The 18935-nt window shown below is 32.3% G+C and carries 20 protein-coding genes; 4 read left to right on the forward strand and 16 right to left on the reverse strand.

Features of this window, described 5'->3' with window-relative positions; translation table 11 throughout:
* Positions 1 to 173 precede the first annotated feature (173 nt).
* The 5 genes from purF to accD form a co-directional block, all read right to left on the reverse strand.
* Positions 174 to 1691 (reverse strand): amidophosphoribosyltransferase, encoded by a 1518-nt coding sequence (purF, locus tag B6C99_RS08895; RefSeq protein ID WP_086359502.1) that lies wholly within the window; start codon positions 1689 to 1691, stop codon positions 174 to 176.
* Positions 1692 to 1709: 18 nt separating this feature from the next.
* On the reverse strand, positions 1710 to 2195 hold the full coding sequence (locus tag B6C99_RS08900) for a CvpA family protein (RefSeq protein WP_086359545.1): 486 nt from the start codon (positions 2193 to 2195) through the stop codon (positions 1710 to 1712).
* A 64-nt stretch (positions 2196 to 2259) separates the two neighbouring features.
* On the reverse strand, positions 2260 to 2838 hold the full coding sequence (locus tag B6C99_RS08905; protein WP_086359503.1) for an SPOR domain-containing protein: 579 nt from the start codon (positions 2836 to 2838) through the stop codon (positions 2260 to 2262).
* Between the two features lie 12 nt (positions 2839 to 2850).
* Positions 2851 to 4122, reverse strand: coding sequence for a bifunctional tetrahydrofolate synthase/dihydrofolate synthase (gene folC, locus B6C99_RS08910; RefSeq protein WP_086359504.1), 1272 nt, complete (start codon positions 4120 to 4122; stop codon positions 2851 to 2853).
* Positions 4123 to 4128: 6 nt separating this feature from the next.
* On the reverse strand, positions 4129 to 5019 hold the full coding sequence (accD, locus tag B6C99_RS08915; RefSeq protein WP_086359505.1) for an acetyl-CoA carboxylase, carboxyltransferase subunit beta: 891 nt from the start codon (positions 5017 to 5019) through the stop codon (positions 4129 to 4131).
* 307 nt (positions 5020 to 5326) lie between these two features.
* Between accD and tmaR the strand changes: the two genes are divergently transcribed.
* Positions 5327 to 5647 carry a PTS system regulator TmaR gene (tmaR, locus tag B6C99_RS08920; RefSeq protein ID WP_086359506.1) on the forward strand — a complete coding sequence of 107 codons (321 nt, stop codon included), beginning with the start codon at positions 5327 to 5329 and terminating at the stop codon, positions 5645 to 5647.
* 48 nt (positions 5648 to 5695) lie between these two features.
* Here the strand turns inward: tmaR and yciH are convergent, their stop codons facing one another.
* The 7 genes from yciH to tmk are packed head-to-tail and all read right to left on the reverse strand — an operon-like array spanning position 5696 to position 12312.
* Positions 5696 to 6016, reverse strand: a complete 321-nt coding sequence (gene yciH, locus B6C99_RS08925; RefSeq protein ID WP_086359507.1) for a stress response translation initiation inhibitor YciH — start codon at positions 6014 to 6016, stop codon at positions 5696 to 5698.
* A 1-nt stretch (position 6017) separates the two neighbouring features.
* Positions 6018 to 6725, reverse strand: a complete 708-nt coding sequence (gene pyrF / locus B6C99_RS08930; RefSeq protein WP_086359508.1) for an orotidine-5'-phosphate decarboxylase — start codon at positions 6723 to 6725, stop codon at positions 6018 to 6020.
* 29 nt (positions 6726 to 6754) lie between these two features.
* A complete protein-coding gene (locus B6C99_RS08935; protein ID WP_158092463.1) occupies positions 6755 to 7930 on the reverse strand; it encodes a GDSL-type esterase/lipase family protein in 1176 nt (391 codons plus the stop codon).
* Positions 7923 to 9203 carry a DUF459 domain-containing protein gene (locus B6C99_RS08940; protein ID WP_086359510.1) on the reverse strand — a complete coding sequence of 427 codons (1281 nt, stop codon included), beginning with the start codon at positions 9201 to 9203 and terminating at the stop codon, positions 7923 to 7925. Before B6C99_RS08940 ends, B6C99_RS08935 begins: the two co-directional genes overlap by 8 nt.
* An 18-nt stretch (positions 9204 to 9221) precedes the next feature.
* A complete protein-coding gene (locus B6C99_RS08945; RefSeq protein ID WP_086359511.1) occupies positions 9222 to 10622 on the reverse strand; it encodes an MBOAT family protein in 1401 nt (466 codons plus the stop codon).
* Positions 10623 to 10681: 59 nt separating this feature from the next.
* Positions 10682 to 11674, reverse strand: coding sequence for a DNA polymerase III subunit delta' (gene holB, locus B6C99_RS08950; RefSeq protein ID WP_158092464.1), 993 nt, complete (start codon positions 11672 to 11674; stop codon positions 10682 to 10684).
* 11 nt (positions 11675 to 11685) lie between these two features.
* Positions 11686 to 12312 carry a dTMP kinase gene (gene tmk / locus B6C99_RS08955; protein ID WP_086359513.1) on the reverse strand — a complete coding sequence of 209 codons (627 nt, stop codon included), beginning with the start codon at positions 12310 to 12312 and terminating at the stop codon, positions 11686 to 11688.
* A 149-nt stretch (positions 12313 to 12461) separates the two neighbouring features.
* Between tmk and B6C99_RS08960 the strand changes: the two genes are divergently transcribed.
* The 3 genes from B6C99_RS08960 to frdD all read left to right on the forward strand — a co-directional run bounded on the left by B6C99_RS08960 (position 12462) and on the right by frdD (position 14049).
* Complete coding sequence (locus tag B6C99_RS08960) at positions 12462 to 13046, forward strand: hypothetical protein (RefSeq protein WP_086359514.1); 585 nt, start codon at positions 12462 to 12464, stop codon at positions 13044 to 13046.
* 197 nt (positions 13047 to 13243) lie between these two features.
* The gene (locus tag B6C99_RS08965) at positions 13244 to 13681 is read left to right on the forward strand and encodes a hypothetical protein (protein WP_086359515.1); all 438 of its coding nucleotides are present in this window, start codon (positions 13244 to 13246) and stop codon (positions 13679 to 13681) included.
* 14 nt (positions 13682 to 13695) lie between these two features.
* Positions 13696 to 14049, forward strand: a complete 354-nt coding sequence (gene frdD / locus B6C99_RS08970) for a fumarate reductase subunit FrdD (RefSeq protein ID WP_086359516.1) — start codon at positions 13696 to 13698, stop codon at positions 14047 to 14049.
* Between the two features lie 65 nt (positions 14050 to 14114).
* On the opposite strand, the gene B6C99_RS08975 is transcribed toward frdD, so the two are convergent.
* From B6C99_RS08975 to B6C99_RS08990, 4 genes are all read right to left on the reverse strand, one after another.
* A complete protein-coding gene (locus tag B6C99_RS08975; RefSeq protein ID WP_086359517.1) occupies positions 14115 to 14975 on the reverse strand; it encodes a hypothetical protein in 861 nt (286 codons plus the stop codon).
* A 73-nt stretch (positions 14976 to 15048) separates the two neighbouring features.
* Positions 15049 to 16818 carry a microcin C ABC transporter ATP-binding protein YejF gene (gene yejF / locus B6C99_RS08980; protein WP_086359518.1) on the reverse strand — a complete coding sequence of 590 codons (1770 nt, stop codon included), beginning with the start codon at positions 16816 to 16818 and terminating at the stop codon, positions 15049 to 15051.
* The gene (locus B6C99_RS08985; protein ID WP_065614357.1) at positions 16815 to 17846 is read right to left on the reverse strand and encodes an ABC transporter permease; all 1032 of its coding nucleotides are present in this window, start codon (positions 17844 to 17846) and stop codon (positions 16815 to 16817) included. The genes yejF and B6C99_RS08985 overlap by 4 nt, the downstream gene beginning before the upstream one ends.
* Positions 17846 to 18934: a microcin C ABC transporter permease YejB gene (locus B6C99_RS08990; RefSeq protein ID WP_086359519.1), complete on the reverse strand. Its 1089-nt coding sequence runs from the start codon at positions 18932 to 18934 to the stop codon at positions 17846 to 17848. The genes B6C99_RS08985 and B6C99_RS08990 overlap by 1 nt, the downstream gene beginning before the upstream one ends.
* Position 18935 lies beyond the last annotated feature (1 nt).

Below are 18935 nucleotides of genomic sequence, written 5' to 3' on the forward strand. Positions count from 1 at the left end.
TAAAGATATTTTTTTTTGTTATTTATCATTATGTTACAATAAGAAAAAATTGAACTAAATATTAATTTTTTTATAGTTTATTGAAAAATATTATTATTTACTAAGCTAAATTAAATAAAAATCTCAATTTTTAAGCTAATAAATTTATCATAATTTTATTTATGACAAATTTATTATTGTCCTTCATTATAAATTTCGAGATTTTCAGATTCTCTAATTGATAAAGATGATTTACTTTCAGCTCTGTGATGTTCAAGAGTATCAAAATAGTTATCATCAATTCCTTCAGTAACGTATTTCCCATCGAAAACAGAACATTCTAAATGGTGAATACGAGGATTTTGTTCTCTAATACAATCTATTAAATCTGAAAGATCTTGAAATATTAATTTATCAGCTCCAATTTCTTTTGCAATTTGTTCAACAGAACGATTATATGCAATTAGTTCGCTGGCCACTGGCATATCAATACCATAAACATTAGGATGCCTGATTTCAGGAGCGGCAGAAGCTAAAAAGACTTTTTTAGCACCAACTGAACGCACCATTTCAAGTATTTTTTCTGATGTAGTTCCTCGTACAATAGAATCGTCGACTAAAAGAACATTTTTACCTTCAAATTCAATACGATTAGCATTTAGTTTTCTTCTTACCGAAAGTTTTCGTTCTGCTTGTCCTGGCATAATAAAAGTACGTCCAACATATCGGTTTTTTACAAATCCTTGTCGATATGGTTTATTTAATATTCTGGCAATTTCAAGCGCGGCATCACACGATGTTTCAGGAATAGGAATTACCACATCAATATCAATGTCTTTCCATTCCCTAGCAATTTTTTGACCTAATTTTTGGCCCATCAATATACGAGATTGGTATACTGAAACACCATTCATTAGTGAATCTGGACGAGCAAAATAAACATATTCAAAGATACAAGGATAATATTGAGGATTATTCGCACATTGCTTAGAGTAAAGTTGCCCATCTTGAGTAATATAGATAGCTTCGCCCGGTTCTATATCACGCACAAATTCAAAATCGAGAATATCTAAGGCAACGCTTTCCGATGCAACCATATATTCTATTTTCTGATTATCAATTACTTTTTTACCAATAACCAATGGTCGGATGCCAAATGGATCTCGAAAAGCAACCAGCCCATGACCAATTATCATTGCTACACAAGCATAAGCACCTTTAATAATTTTATGAACTTGATGGACAGCACTAAATATATTATCTGCGGTTAATGGATAAGTCGGGAATTTATCAAGTTCACTGGCAAAAATATTAAGTAATACTTCTGAATCTGAGCTAGTATTTATGTGACGTCTTGCTAATTCAAAAACCTTATCACGTAACTGATCAGTGTTAGTTAAATTACCATTATGAGCCAGTGCAATACCATACGGTGAGTTTACATAAAATGGTTGTGCTTCTGAAGGACTTGAGCTACCCGCAGTGGGATAGCGAATATGACCTATTCCTAAGTTACCTTGTAAACGCAACATATGATGTTCTTGAAATACATCTTTAACTAAACCATTTGCTTTACGTAAGCGAAAACGATTTTGCTCATCAATGGTCACAATTCCTGCAGCATCTTGCCCTCGATGCTGTAATACTGTTAAAGCATCATAAATAGATTGATTAACTGTACTGCATCCTACAATACCAACAACACCACACATACAATTATTACCTTAAAGTTATTGAACTAAAAATGAAGACGACTGCTGTATAAAATCAAAAAACCAACGAATAATAAAATGAAAATGAGGGATTAATTGTGATTGCTTCCACTCTTGCGATTGAGATAATGGAGTAAAAGTATCGATAAAAAAGAGTACTAACGCAACAACTAAAATACCTCTTAATACACCAAAACATATACCTAACACCCGATCTGTGCCTGAAAGACCTGTTTTTTGCACCAATTGTCCAATAATATAAGAAATAATGGCACACACAATTAGTGTAGAAATAAATAAAATCGCGATAGCTACAGCAATACGAATTACATCACTATCAAAATAAGTTAAGTAACTAGTGATATACATGTAAAAACGACTTGCTATAAAAAAAGCCAGTACCCAACTAATTAAGGATAATGCTTCTTTAACAAAACCTCTAACGATACTAATCAGTGCAGATAAAATAATCACACCAATAATTGCATAATCAACCCAATTCATCATAATAACTCACAATTTTATATTTATATCTAATGTTTATACTCATTAAAGAATAAAATAATTTTTAATTAGTAACAATCACACCTTTTAATTTCGTTAAATTATTTAAGTTGCTAATTAACTGCTCTGCTTGCTCTTTTTTTGCATAGGGACCTACCTGTAATTTTATTAATTGATTTGGCGCAGAATTGTTTGGAATAATTCTAACGTTATAATTATTTAATCTTAGTAAGGCAACTAATTCTTCAATTTTTTTCTTGTTTTTCAAAGCCCCAAGTTGAATCATATAGGATTTATCTGTTTGTTCAGAATTAGTAATAGAAGAAGCAAAATTGTCTTCAACTGTATCTGGTAAAGCCAAAGGACTAGTATATTGCTCAGAATCAGGTGTATAAGATTGTTCAAATCCATTATTGTTGGAACTTTCATTAATAGTTAACTCACTTTGTGATGTGATCACTTTATTTTGCTTATTAACTACTTCTGGCTGTAAAATAGGAATTGTAGGTGTCTGTAAATTAGATTTATCAGTAATTATATTAGGCGCAACTATAGCAACGATTAATAGCAATGTAGCAAAACCGACTAATTGGTTTCTAACTTTATTTGAAGTAGTTTTGTTCTTCTCTCGATTAGTATCCATGATTACATTTGCCTAGTAGCCCAATTTACCTAAAATAGCAGATACAGTATAAAATGAACCACAAACGACAATAATATCATCTTCTTTTGCATCTTTTATGGCTTTTTGATATGCATCAGCAACCGATTCAAACGTCGTTATATTTTTCACTTTATTATCTTGTAAATATTGGTGTAATATTTTAGCATCACATCCACGTTCGCCATAAAGTGAAGCACAATACCATTGATCAGCCTTTAGAATAGATAAAGTACTTCTAATATCTTTATCTTTAAGCATACCAATCACAAGTCTTACTTTATCAATATTAGGTTGGCTCTTTTTTAATAACTCAATTTGGTGAGCTAAATAGTTGGCGGCATGGGGATTATGTGCAACATCAACAATCACAATTGGTGATGTTTGTATTATTTGAAAACGTCCAATTAAACTTGTGTTTTTAAGACCATTTATTATTTGACTCTGATTTACTGAAAGAGAAGAATAACTTAGTGCTGCAACTGCAGTAGCGGCATTAGCTAAAGGTACATAAGGTATAGGTAATTTATTAAACTGCTTTAGCGGAGAAACAAATTGCCATAATGAATTATCTATTTGTTGATAAGACCAATCTTTATTTACTGCATAAATAGGACAATTCACAGTTTTAGCAACATCTAAAATAGATGAAGGTATTTCTGGTTCGCCAACAACAGCTATACTTTTTGGTTTAAATATACCCGCTTTTTCCCGACCAATACTTTCTCTAGTATTACCCAAATATTCAACATGATCGATTCCGATTGTGGTGATAATTGCCATATCAGCATCGATAATATTGGTGGCATCAAGTCTTCCACCTAAACCAACTTCTAAAATGACGACATCTAATTGTGCATATTTAAACTGATATAACGCAGCTAATGTTGCATATTCAAAATAGGTTAAAGAAATATTTCCACGTACTTTTTCAATTTCGACAAATGCATCAACTGTATCTTGTTCTTTTGACTCTTGATTATTTATTCTAACTCGTTCAGTAAAACGCAATAAATGAGGAGAACTATAAACCCCAACACTATTATTAGCTGCAAGTAATATCATCTCTAGTGCACGACAAGTCGTCCCTTTACCATTAGTTCCCGCTACCGTAAAAACATAAGGTGCAGGTTTCAAAAGATCAAGTCGTTCTGCGACTGATTTAACACGATCAAGCCCTAAATCAATAGTCGTAGGATGTAATTGCTCCAAATAACAAAGCCATGTCCCAAGATCAGACCCGGCATCAGGGGTTTTAATTTGCATGATTAATTAAATAGTCTCATCATTAACGCTAGGATCAATTGAAACAGGTAATTTCATTAATTTAGCTAATAAAGCTGCAATCTTGGTACGCATATCTCGGCGATGAATAATCATGTCAATTGCACCTTTTTCGAGTAAAAATTCACTTCGTTGAAATCCTTCAGGTAATGTTTCACGTACAGTTTGTTGAATTACTCTAGGACCAGCAAAACCAATTAATGCTTTAGGTTCAGCAATATTGATATCACCTAACATCGCTAAACTAGCTGATACACCACCCATTGTTGGATCTGTCATTACAGAAATATACGGTAAACCTTCATCTTGCATTTTAGCTAAGATAGCACTAGTTTTTGCCATTTGCATTAATGAAAATAATGCTTCTTGCATTCGAGCCCCACCACTAGTTGAAAAACAGATTAATGGGCATTTATCTTCAATTGCCTGTTCAGCAGCTCGAGTAAATAAAGCACCAACCACAGACGACATTGAACCACCAATAAAAGCAAATTCAAAGCAAGCTACCACAACAGGAATACCCAATAGTGTTCCTTTCATTACAACCATAGCTTCTTTTTCATGTGTTTCTTTTTGTGCAGCAGTTAAACGATCTTTGTACTTTTTAGTATCTTTAAATTTTAAAATATCTTTAGGAGCAAGTTCTGAACCTATCTCTACATCAGAACCGTCATCTAAAAAACGATATAAACGAACACGGGCAGGAATATGCATATGATGATCGCACTTTGGACAAACTTCTAAATTACGATCAAGTTCTGCTTGATAAATAACCTGCTCACAATTACTACATTTAGTCCATACACCACCAGGAATATTCGCTTTTTTATGATCTGACGATATATTATTTTTACTCAGAATTTTTTCAATCCAGCTCATTATAATTCTCTCATTCGGTACTCTTTTCAATTAACGCCATATTGTATAATACTTTACAATAATACTTAATAGTTGTTTTTATTTTTATCGCAATTTGAAGCAAAGCAAATGAATTTATCATTAGTTTTCAAAAATATCATTAATTCATACTTTAAAAAATTTGATCTAAAATAACCGCAAATAGGTATGGTTGATATTCAAACTTAACATTTTCCAATAAAAATATAATTAATATGACCTAAAAAAATTATTGGTATATAATTAGCATATTATTGTTTTTCATTTTTTCAGAAATAAGGGGTTATAGATGGACAAGGAAAAATCAGCCGCACCATCATTTCAAGATGTTCTTGAATACATTCGTTTGTCACGCCGTTTAAACAAATTAAAACGCGAGATTTCAGATAATGAGAAGAAAATTCGTGACAATCAAAAACGCGTATTATTACTTGAAAATTTAAGTGATTATATTAAACCTGATATGACTTACGATGAGCTACAAGCTATTATTGCTAACATGAAAAGTGATTACGATGATCGTGTTGATGATTACATTATCAAAAATGCTGAAATCTCTAAAGAACGACGCGAAATCAGTAAAAAAATGCGTGGTTATCGTTCTAATTAATTTCTTTTAAATAATACCCTCATGAAAAGGGTATTATTTTTAAAATAACTAACCGCCAGCAAGTTTAACCTTAAATCCTCTATCTTCTATTAATGCTTTTAATAGATCACGTTTATCACCTTGAATTTCAATTTTCCTATTCTTAACCGAACCGCCACAACCACAACGCTTTTTAAGATCGGCAGCTAATTTCTGTAATTGGCAATCATCTAAGTCAAAACCTTCAATCACACAAACCCCCTTCCCTTTTCGGCCCAATGTCTGACGTGAAATACGAATAATACCATCACCTTTAGGATGAGGCTTAGTGTTTTTTTCAGGCATTATTCGACCTTGCTCAGTTGAATAAACAATTGGATTATCTGACATACTATTTGCTCTTAGATGAATCAAGTGTCGATAAAATAGCTTGTAATGCTTTGCTTGGATCTTCTGCTTGAGTAATTGGACGACCAATAACTAAATAATCTGCACCCGCAGCTTGCGCCCGTTGTGGAGTCATAATTCGTCGCTGATCATCAGGAGTAGAACCGGCAGGACGAATACCAGGTGTAACCAATTTAAAATCACTACCAAGTCGTGTTCTAAAACTCTGTACTTCTTTAGCAGAACAAACTACACCATCAAGACCGCAGTTTTTGGCCAATAATGCTAAACGCGTTGCTTGTTCTAATGGCGAAACTTCAATACCAATTTCTTTAAGATCTGAAGATTCCATACTCGTTAGTACGGTGACCGCAATTAACAAAGGTGCATCTTTTCCATATTGATAAAGTGCATCTTTTGCAGCTTCCATCATGCGAACACCACCACTAGCATGGATATTTGTCATCCAAACACCTAAATCAGCAGCAGCAGCTACTGCTTTGGCTACCGTATTAGGAATATCATGAAATTTGAGATCTAAAAAAATATCGAAACCTTTTTGTTGTATCTGTTTAATAAAATCAGGACCAGCATGAGTAAACAACTCTTTACCAATTTTAAGACGGCAATCTTTAGGTTCAACTTTATCTATAAAATTCCAAGCTGACTTTGTATTAGAAAAATCAACAGCAACAATAATTGGAGAGAACATAACTTAGTTATTCCTTTTAATTATAAATTTTAACTATTTTTATTAATAAATTCATTTAAATCAGCATAGAAAATACGTGCACTTTCTTTATAACCTTGTAATGTTTGATGTACTAAATCTGGACGAGCAAGGCCTCTTATCCTCCAATCTTTAATAGAATGAGGTCCCCCCATAGCCAGTTGCCAATCCCAAAATAGCGTTTTCTCCGATTTAGCGACTTGCTTTTGGATACTCATCACTTTAGCAAAAGACTTTGGAAAACTCTTCTCATTTAACATAGTATCTGGTGGTGTCATTAATAATATTACCGAATTAGGTGATGATTTACGAATTTGGCGAATATTTTTTACTAGATTTTTACGATAAGCATTTGCATCTAAAGTTTCATCAAAACTTTCATTTGTACCATATTCAAGAATAATCAAGTCACTGTTTAATGATGACAATTCATTCAACCAGTCAGGACCCCATTTTTGCCATATGGTTTGTTTTGCGCCATTAGTTGCAATAGATGATACAATAACTCCTGATTGTTGAGAACGATTTAACCATATACCACCGATTTCAATATCATTAGTTGCTTTAATTGAAAAAGGTACTTTAGTAGTAAAAGATATAGTTTGCCATACATTACTTTTAGATGTGTAAGAAATATCTACTTTTTTATCATTTACATCATAAATATTCAGCAAATTAGAAGCATTCTTCAAAGTTTTAAAAGTTAATTTTACATGCCATTCCTTATTACTAGCATTTCTAGGTATAACCTGTATAGCACCAACATCTTTAGTTGGTTTAGCAATAAATCCACCCATTGGAAAATCCAAGTTACTTAATGTACGACTACTTAATACATTCCAGTTTTTCGTTTTCCAACTCACTGCTGCATGACTTTGACCTTTTATAGGAACAGGGGTAATCCATCCTATCCCTGCATTACCATATTTTTGTTGCATCAATAACCGAAATTCACCAGTAAAAAAATCTGCTGCTGAATGAGAATCTCCAAATTGAGTAATATTAACAATTTGATTACTGTTTTTATTATTAAACAATGAATTCAAGCGTTGAGAAAATTGTTTTGCATTCGGGTCACCAAAGTCAACCACATTAGATTGTGTGCTCGTTTTACTTTCTGCGACACTACATCCAACAGAAACTATTAGAATTATTATAGTTAGAATATACTTTAAAAATTTAATCACTATCGTTGCCCTCTAATTCTTTAAAAGTGATTTTATCCATAATAGCTTTAGCTAAAATTTTTTGACCAGTAGGTGTAAAATGAACCCCATCATCAACCCTTACTTTTATTTTTTCTTTATCAGATTCAATAAAGCTATTAAATTTTTCATAAGTACAACCTAATAGTTGGTTAGTAGTTAAAAAATGTTGTTGTGTTTTTTCTATTTCGGACTGATATAACATATTTAAATATACCATTCCATCATTAAGTTTTGATTTTCGCATACAAGGAGCAGCAAGCCAAAGAACCTGAACACCATGTTCATAAGCACTATTTAAAATAGCTGCTATACGCAAACGGTATTGTTGTTCCCACAAGGGAGATTTGAATTTAACATATTTAGAATACCCTTTTACAGGAAAATCCCAAGGGTCATTTGGCCCCAAAAATACTATAAGTAACTTAATAGAAGGATCTGTAATTAAAATATCATTAATTGTTTTTGGCCAATTAAAAGCATTTGGATAGGTAAGTCCTGTACTTTGTTTACTAAGATCAATACTTTCTATTTTATATTGTTTGAATAACATTTTTTTAACATATGGTGCAACACCTTGCATTAATGAATCACCCGCAAAAAAAACCTTATCATTTTCAGTTAAGACTATAGGTAATGGTTCATGTATTAAAGGTATATCATGTTTTAATACTTTTTGTGTATCAAGATCAGTTGATACAGTTACTTGATCCTTTACTGATTCATTCGTATTGTTACTTAATTGAGTAACTTCCTTATTATCTTGAATTGATTGAGTATGGATTTGTTCATGTTTATTGTTTTTTTTGATTTCAATAATATCTGGTTGTAAAAAAATTAATACATCTTTTCTCAATTGGATATTTGCGTCATTTAAATAGTTATTCTGCTCAATAATTGTGGCTGGTGCTCCTAATAAAATTTCATTCGAAGGTTCATCAAAATCTTCCCGAATAATTTCTTGAGTAACACTTCCTGAGTTTAAAAAATCGGAATGATAGGTTTGTTGCCAATAGATTAAAACTGATCTATGAAAAATTACAATTAGCGCAATACCAGTAATAAATAATAGAATAAAAATATTTTTTGCCGAAAACGTAGCTTGATTATTTTGTAAAAAATCCAATTTTTCAGATTTTTTTTGAACTCTTTTAATGTTCTTTGTGGTGTTATTTTTTAACACTCGATTTTGCTTTTCAATCTTTTTTGGTCTGTTTTTTCTTCTGTTTTTCGATAATGTTTTTTTATATTTCATTTTAATTTTTCATCATAATCAAAAATTAGCATAAATAAAATTTGGTACGCCAGAAGGTGCTAAATAGATTGTTAGCCATAATATCAATGTAAAGAAAACAGGCAAAAAAATGCTATTTATTTTACTAAGTTGTGCAGTACACCAATTAGGGATATTTTTACATATTGGATACATTAAAAAAACTATACATATTATTATGAATACACCTATATAATGTGAGTCGACTAAAAAATTATGGCATAACGCATTTAGATAATCTAATGCATCAGTTAAGCTTTCACAACAAAAAAATAGCCAAGTAAAACAAATATAGTGCCAAGTTAGTAATCGAGCAATAATTGGTGAACGTTGAACTATCCATCCTCGACCTACATAACGGTCTAAAATATTAAGAAAAACAATGCCTATACCATGACATGAGCCCCAAATAATAAAATTAATTCCTGCGCCATGCCATAGTCCAGACAGTAACATGGCTAACATCACATTGAGCTGAGTACGAACAAAACCATGACGGCTACCACCTAGAGGGATATAAATATAATCCCGAATCCAATGAGATAAACTAATATGCCAACGATCCCAAAAATCACGTAAATTAGTAGCTAAATAAGGAAAATTGAAATTAATTGGTAGTCGGAAACCTAATAAAAGCGCAATCCCAGTTACTAAGTCAGTGTAACCAGAAAAATTTAAATAAATTTGTATAGCATAAGCATATAAGCCAACCAATAAATCAAGAGTACAGTATTCTAATGGATTTGAAAAAATGGGAGTTACCCAGTTTTCACTAATTAATCCACCCAAACAATAAACTTTTATAATAGCCAGTATAATTAATGTAAATGCCCGAAACGGTTCTAAAACCTCTCTAGGTTTACTAACAACAATTTGTGGAAGAAACGTTTTTGCGCGATTAATAGGGCCGGCAATTATGCTTGGAAAAAATGATAAAAATAAAGCCAAATCCCAAAATTTGGCAACAGATAACTCTTTATTTTTTACAGAAACTAAATAACTTACCGAATGAAAAGTATAAAAGGAAATGCCTATTGGAATAAGAACAGTAATTACTGGTAATAAAATAGATAAATTTAAATAGTTAAGTAACGACTGTAACTCATATCGAAAGAAGTCAAAATATTTAAATAATGCTAAATTTATAATTGCTGCACTTAATCCCAAAATCAACCATCTTTTTGCATGATACTTAGATGTAGCAATCATTACTGAAAAGAAATATATTGCACAAGTATAAAAAAAAAGGATGACAGCAAATTGAAAACTATAACTAGCAACAATAAGATAACTTGAAATCAAGAGTAAATTATTTTGGGATTTTGGTAATAATCTTAAAGCCCAATATATCGCAAAGAAAACTACAAAAATTAGACCAAATTCAATCGATAAATAACTCACTACAGTCCTTTTATATGTAAATATACCGTTGACCTAAAACTTCATTGCTTTAAAAAAGTTTATTTCTGATACCCAATTAGTTGGGACTGAGCAAGAACATTGTATACGATCAATTCTTTATTTAGACCAGTGACCGATAACAACAAGCTTCTTGCTCGCAACCACAATTGATAAAGCGATGTAATTTCATCATTACTTTTTCTGGCAAGTAACCTAACTAATGGAACTTGATCACGGTTAACAATGTATTTACCAACTTTCTGTTTAGCTTTCAATGCATCACTTAACAATGCACAAAACCATGTGATCCGTTCAAAAAAATCTTCATAATTGAATGTTTTTGCTAATTGCCAAAAATTGTTTTGTGGCAAAACTTCTAACAAATTTTCACAAAATAATTTCCGTTGTTGCCATTTATCTGGTTGCAATAAAATAGTTGCATTTATTGGCGCATTTTCGCTCAATAATAAAGCAGTGGCAAGCTCATTATCACTGTATAGATGATTGTGTTGCTTTTTTAACCAACCAACTGATTCTTCTAATTGTGGGATAGGCAGAAAATAACAAAAACAACGGCTATGAATCGTAGGTAAGAATTGGCTATTATGATCATCACTCAAAATAAAATAGGTATTTTCAGGTGGCTCTTCTAATGTTTTTAGCAATGCATTAGCTGCCGCTTCCGTCATTGAAGCCGCATGTTTGATCCAAATCACTTTATTGCCACCTTGCTGTGATTTTTCATAAACTTTAGTCGAAATATTACGTATTTGATCAATACCAATTGATTGTTTACCTTGCTCATGTGTAATGACGTAATAATCAGGATGATGCTGAGATAAAAACAACTGGCAATTATGACAATTACCACAAGGCTCTAATTGTTGTGAAGATTGACAAATTAATCGATTAACCAGTAGATTTATCAATTCTTCTTCACCACTTCCCTGAATATAATTAATTAACATGGCATGATGTGCCCGATTATTAACAATCGTATCAGCAAGTTGCTGAAAAGGTAATGCAAGCCAAGGATATTTATTAAAAATCATAAAACTAAAACCTAATTTATTAGCCATGAATTCAAGATAGTTTCAATTTGAGCTGTCACTTCTTCTATAGATTTATTGGCATCGATGGTAACAATAGTATTATCACGCTCAGCTAGTTGTAAATAACGCTGACGAATACGCTCAAAGAATGGTAATGATTGTTGTTCAATGCGATCAAGCTGGCCGCGAGATCTGGCCCGCATTAAACCGAGTTCTGGTGCAATATCTAAGTACAATGTTAAATCAGGTTTAAAATTACCCAAAACCTGAGCTTGTAATGTTTCAATAAAAACCTTATCGATCTGTCGTCCACCACCTTGATAAGCTTGAGTTGATAAATCATGTCGATCACCAATAACCCATTTCCCCATTTTTAATGCCGGCTTAATTACATTATCAACCAATTGAATACGAGCAGCATAAAGCATTAGCAATTCCGCTTTATCGGTTAGCGGCTCATTATCTAAACCATTTTTAATAATATTTCGTAATGCTTCTGCAATTGGAGTACCTCCAGGTTCGCGAGTAAATTGTAAATCAGAAATATGATGTTGTTTTAAAATACGTGCAACAGTATTGATGGCTGTTGTTTTGCCTGCACCTTCTAAACCTTCGATGACAATAAATTTACCTGTCATACAAAATTCCTAAATGATTGATAATGAATTGATGATTAATATTGAGTATTGTACGCTATTTTTAATAATTATTTTAGTTTAGCTAAAAATTAGCTATTAATGATATAGTAAAAATAAACTTTATTAAGAAGAGATGATAGAGATCTTATATGCCACAAAACTTTAAAAATTATAATCAAGATCTATTAAAAAAAGTTGTATTAAAGAAAAATATAACAGCAATAGTACAGCTTTCAGTGGTACTCTTGTTTATTCTTAATATTCTTTTTACTTTGCGATTACACCAAAGAACTATTATCTTCACTGAAATTGAATTTTCATTTTTTGCTGTAGCCATCCTGCTTAGTTTTCTTCTCGCTTTTTCTAGAAAAAAAATGTTGAAAAAACCATTTTTAGAACGAATTAAACAGTACCTTGCACGTGCTTTTATGATTTTTTCTTTTAATCTCCTAATTTTTTTAGGTCTACCAATAGATATTATTTATTTCTATCCTACTGAATCTAAAACTTATACCACTGAATATAAAATTACCGCGCCAGGGCCAAGTAGAGGTAAACATGGACGTTGTAAAAATGGTTTAAAGATTCTTGATAAAGATAACAATTATTTCTTTTTTCTATGTATAAATTTAAATGACAAAATCAAATATGGTACTAAAGCTCAAGTAAGAGTCAAAGGAACACCTATAGGCTCATATTTAACTGATTATAAGTTATTTGTTACTAGCAAATAATTTATTAGCTAATCACATTTGCAAGATAATGCAAACTATTTCAACGCACTTTCTGCCTAGTGTCATTACCTTAAAAACCGATATTATGCAGGACTTTAATTTGACGATTTGAATCACTTAATGTTTATAATACAACATTAAACATTCATCCCTAGAAACGTTAATTACATAATAATGTTACTCACATTGAGAAAGTTATGATTAAGAAGAATAATGATAATTATCCAGCAAATAATGATTTAAATAATAACAATACTGGTACACAATCCGAAATCACATCGTTACAGACAAAACAGCCGCTATTTCTGTCAATTATTGATAAATTAACGCCTTTTTCCATGATTTGGGTTAGTTTGGTGTTGATGTATGGTGTTATCTGTATGTATACAAATAGAATGGGACAAGATGAGTTTTATCGTTTTATCTTTTTCTTACAAAGCCCAGTTGTTGTAGTGCTAAACTGTATTGCATTATCACTCGCTTTATTTCATTCAATAAACTGGTTTAGGTTAATGCCAAATGTTATTTTTAAGCAAAATATTCATAAAAAGAAACAAGGATATTTACTTATTATTGGCTTATGGGGTGCAACAATTTTACTTTCATATTGCATACTATTATTGATAATTAAATAAGTGGTATTTGATCAATGAAAAATCAAGAAACTCAACCAATACAGTCAGACTCAAAAGTGGCCAAAGGATTATTTGCTTTAGGTGGACTTTGGGCAGCTATTTTCGCACCAGTAGTATTAATCATTGTTGCGTTTATCATTCCTTTTGGTGACGCAATAACGCGTTCATATATTTTAAAGTTAGCCAATACTGAATTAGGTAAATTATTTTTGTGCTTAATGATTTCGTTACCAATTTGGTGTGGATTGCAACAGATTCTAACTTTGTTACATCAATTTAATATCTATCCAAAGCGAGAAAAACTACTTGCGTATGGTTTAGCATTAGCATGGACAGCTCATGCGATTTATATTTTATTTGTAAGATAAAACTAGAGTGATGTTAATTCATTGGCGTTATCGAGTTCACTTGTGATAACGCCGTGTTTAATTGATTAATAATAAGTAATCTGCCGTACTATATTAGTTTGTTTGTTTTTTCTATTTTGTTTTGATTGTGTTGCACTCAACCAATCATTTTTCTCATTAAAAGTTAAAAATTCAGTCATGTAATGAGTGGTATTTTTTCCAATTATTGAATAAGTCGATTGGATTGCATTTAATCGATTTTTATCATCATATTGGTAAGAAAAATCGCTTTCATTTTTAGTTTTATTACTATATTGCGCTGATACTTTTGCTAAATGCCGATTTTGATAACCAAACGCATAAATCGAAGCACCTTTTTGCACTGTTCCTACTACTTGACCATTAGCATCCAACTCTTTTAGCTGCCATTGCACATTTTTATTAATTAAACAATTGTTATTATCAAATTGATAACTATCATTCTCAATAAAGGTAAAATCGGGAGCTTGTTTTATCTGTTCAGAGGCAATAACTCTACCTTGTGTATCGATTTTGAACTGAGTGGTGCTCCTTGTTTTATCCTCAATATCCTCAATCACATTTTGCCAGCCAGATTCGTTTTTTTGTAGATGTTCAGAATAGAGTTTTTCATTGTCGCCGGAATAAAGATCATAATGACTTTCTGTAATCAAACCATTTAGATCATAATTCAAACTATGTTTGACAATTGAACGTATCGTACCAGTATCTGATGTAATGGTTGAAGTTCTTACTTCTTGCTTAATCCCTTTAGCTGTTGAATCAATAAAGTCTAATATTTTAAAAATATAGTTATTTGCCTCAACTGTATTTTGATCGGGATTATCTGAACACGTCAATGCCATTGCATTTATTGAGATAAATGATAAACATGAAGCGGTTAAAAAACAGAATATATTTTTTTGCATAATGAACCTGTTAACTCGTTTACTAAACTAAATCTTTAATAGTGGCTCATAGCTAAGCCACAAAGTTGTACATTTATTTTTTTCGCATTAATAATGCGTCTTCCCAATTAACCTTTTGTTCTTGTTTATGCTCTTGCTGAGCTTGTTGTTTTTCATCAGACTGTTCATCTTTTTCTACATTTTCAGGTGATTCTGCTTTTTGAGTTTTTTCGATAATATCAGCATGAATTAACGTTTTAGTTGCTTTTCTTGGTGGTTTATCTAGAAATGATAGTAAAACTTTAGTGTACTCAGATTCCGGCGTATAAAACACTTTTTCTCGTGAACCTTGTTCAACAATTTTACCGTCCTTCATAACCACAATCTGATGACATATTGAATAGACTAATGCAAGATCATGGCTAATAAACAGATAGCTAAGATGATGTTTCTCTTGCAATGATTTAAGTAAATTAATTATCTGCTTTTGAATTGTATGATCTAAAGATGACGTCGGCTCATCTAAAATTAATAATTCCGGTTGCAATATTAAGGCTCGAGCAATCGCTATTCTTTGCCTTTGTCCACCAGAAAACTCATTTGGATAACGAAAACGCATTTCAGGGTCCAAACCAACCTCTAGCATAATATCAATTACCGCTTGTTCTCGCTCGGTTTTAGTCAATTTTTTATGCGTCATTAGACCTTCACTAATGATCTGCTCAACATTAAAGCGCGGATTAAGTGATGAAAATGGATCTTGAAATACAACCTGAATTCGGCTACGGAATGGTAATAACTTCTTACCAGATAAATTCTGGATAGGATGGCTATCAAATAGAATATCACCTTTTGATTTGATTAAACGTAAAATAGCCAGTGCGGAGGTACTTTTACCTGAGCCTGACTCACCGACAATTCCAACAGTCTCACCTTGGTGTACCGCAAAACCTATATTATCAACAATTTTTTTCTTTTTGCTGCTAAATAATCGTTTTTGAGTGACGACCTCAACATTAAGATGATTCACATTCAGCAATATACCGGGAGTATCAGGTAAAGGAACCGGTTCACCACTAGGCTGAGAATTTAATAATGTTTGAGTATATTCTTGTTGTGGACGTAAAAAGATGCGTTGTTTATTATTGAATTCAACAAGTTGGCCATCTTGCATTACCGCTACTTTATCTGCCAATTTTTTTACTATTCCCAAATTATGTGAAATAAATAACATGCTCATATTAAGCTCTTTTTTGAGCTCTTTGAGTAGTTCAATAATTTGTCCCTGAACAGAAACATCTAAAGCAGTAGTTGGTTCATCAGCAATTAATAATTTTGGATGAGTTAAAATGGCCATGGCAATCATTACACGTTGCCTTTCACCACCAGATAGCTGATGAGGATAAGAAGCCAGTTTGCTTTTAGGATCTTTAATGCCAACCCGATCGAGATATTGTAAGATTTCACTTCGAGCCTCATTACGTCGCATACCTCTATGTAAAGATAAGACTTCATAAAGTTGTTTTTCAACGGTATGCAATGGATTAAGTGATACCATTGGCTCTTGAAATATCATACTAATTTCATTACCGCGAATTTTACGCAATTCTTTTTCAGAGGCATGTAATAATGATTTATCTTCGAAAATAATATCTCCTGAAGGATAAATCACTCGATCTTTTGATAACAGCCTTAATATTGACAGTGCTGTTACACTTTTACCAGAGCCTGACTCACCGACTAATGCCACTGTTTCTTGTTCATTAATATCAAAACTAATAGCGTCAACAACTTGATTTTGTGAATGCTGGCCAGTTTTAAAGGCAATACTTAAATCAATGATAGACAATAAAGGAGAACTCATTTATATACTCCTTTGTTTGGATCAAATGCATCTCTAATTGCTTCACCAATAAAAATTAACAGTGACAATAAGATGGAAATAACTAAAAAAGAACTAATTCCTAACCAAGGCGCTTGCAAATTATTTTTGCCTTGGAGTAATAATCGCCCTAAAGATGGTGAATCAATTGGTAAACCAAAGCCAAGAAAATCAAGTGCCGTTAGTGTTGAAATTGAACCACAAAGAATAAATGGTAAAAATGTTAATGTCGCCACCATCGCATTTGGTAGCATATGCCGTAACATAATTTTACTATCGCTTACTCCCATAGCTTTAGCGGCTCGAATATAATCGAAGTTACGGGTTCGGAAGAATTCTGCTCGAACAACACCGACCAATGCCATCCAGCCAAATAACACCGTAATACCTAATAACCACCAAAAATTAAGCGGTAAGATACTGGCAAGTAGAATTATCACAAATAGCTCAGGTAAACCACTCCAAATCTCAATAAATCTCTGTCCTAATAGATCAACTTTTCCGCCATAATAACCTTGAATTGCGCCAATTAGTACGCCGATAATGGAGGTGAAAAAGGTAAGAAACAAGGCAAAAAACATTGAAACTCTAAAACCATAGGCAATGTTTGCTAAAACATCAAATCCAGCATCGGTGGTGCCAAGCAGATGGTTTTTTGATGGTGGTGTAGGGAACGTGCTGGTTGTGTCATGAATCACAGTATTATGAGTATAACGAAATGGAGGCCAAAGTATCCAACCATCAGACTCAATCTTATTTTGTACCGCTGGATCTAAATAATTAGTTTGTGTTTTAAATTGCCCACCAAATTCGGTTTCCGGATAAAAATGGAATATTGGCGAATAATAGTTATTTTGATACTTGATAAATATTGGTCGATCATTAAATATAAAATCAGAAAATAGGCTGATTATAAACAATATTGAAAATAACCATAATGAATAATACCCACGTCGATTGCGTTTAAATCGTTGCCAACGTAGCTGATTAATTGAATAGTGCGTAGTCATCAGTTGCGAGCCTCAAAGTCAATACGTGGATCGATTATCATATAAGATAAATCTGATAAGAGTTTGGTAATAAGCCCAATCAATGTAAATATATACAATGAACCAAAAATAACCGGGTAATCACGCTGAATAATTGCTTCATAGCCGAGAAGACCCAATCCATTAAGCGAAAAAATAGCTTCAATCAATACTGAACCGGTAAATAAAATTCCAATAAATGCAGCAGGAAAACCCGATACAATAAGCAAGGTTGCATTACGAAAAACATGTTTATACAGAATTTGCCTTTCACTTAACCCTTTCGCTCTGGCAGTAACAACATATTGTTTACGAATCTCATCTAAGAATGAGTTTTTGGTTAACATGGTTAGTGTGGCAAAACCACTTACTACCATAGCAATAGTCGGTAAGCAAATATGCCACGCATAATCTTTAACTTTGCCCCAAAAATCTAATTGTTCAAAATTATTAGAAATCAATCCGCGCAGTGGGAAAATATCCCAATAACTGCCACCTGCGAACAAAACAATTAATAATACGGCTAATAAAAAAGCGGGTATTGCATAACCAATGATAATTAACGTACTTGACCAAAAATCAAATCTTGAACCATCTTTAACCGCTTTACGAATTCCTAATGGGATTGAGATTAAATAAATGATTAATGTACTCCATAATCCCAATGAAATAGAAACAGGTAAACTTTTGGCAATTAAACTTAATACTGATTCACTTTTAAAAAAACTGTTACCAAAATCAAACTGGATATATTGCTTTAACGTATTGATGTAGCGTTCCCAAAGCGGTTTATCAAATCCATACTGTTTTTCAATCATTGCCACAATTTCTGGATCTAAACCACGAGCACCACGATAATTTGATTCATTTTTTGGTTCGGTTAACTTTACCGGAATATTTTCACTGCCAGGCAGCAATACTTGCCCAGCTTGAGGTCCATTCTCCATCATAGCTAAAGCTTGATCAACAGGGCCACCCGGTGCAATTTGCACAATAAAAAAATTGATAGTCAAAATGATTAGTAAGGTTGGTATAATTAGCAATAATCGACGGATAAAATAATTCAACATA

The sequence above is a fragment of the Gilliamella sp. N-G2 genome (assembly GCF_002142215.1).
Classification (GTDB): domain Bacteria; phylum Pseudomonadota; class Gammaproteobacteria; order Enterobacterales; family Orbaceae; genus Gilliamella.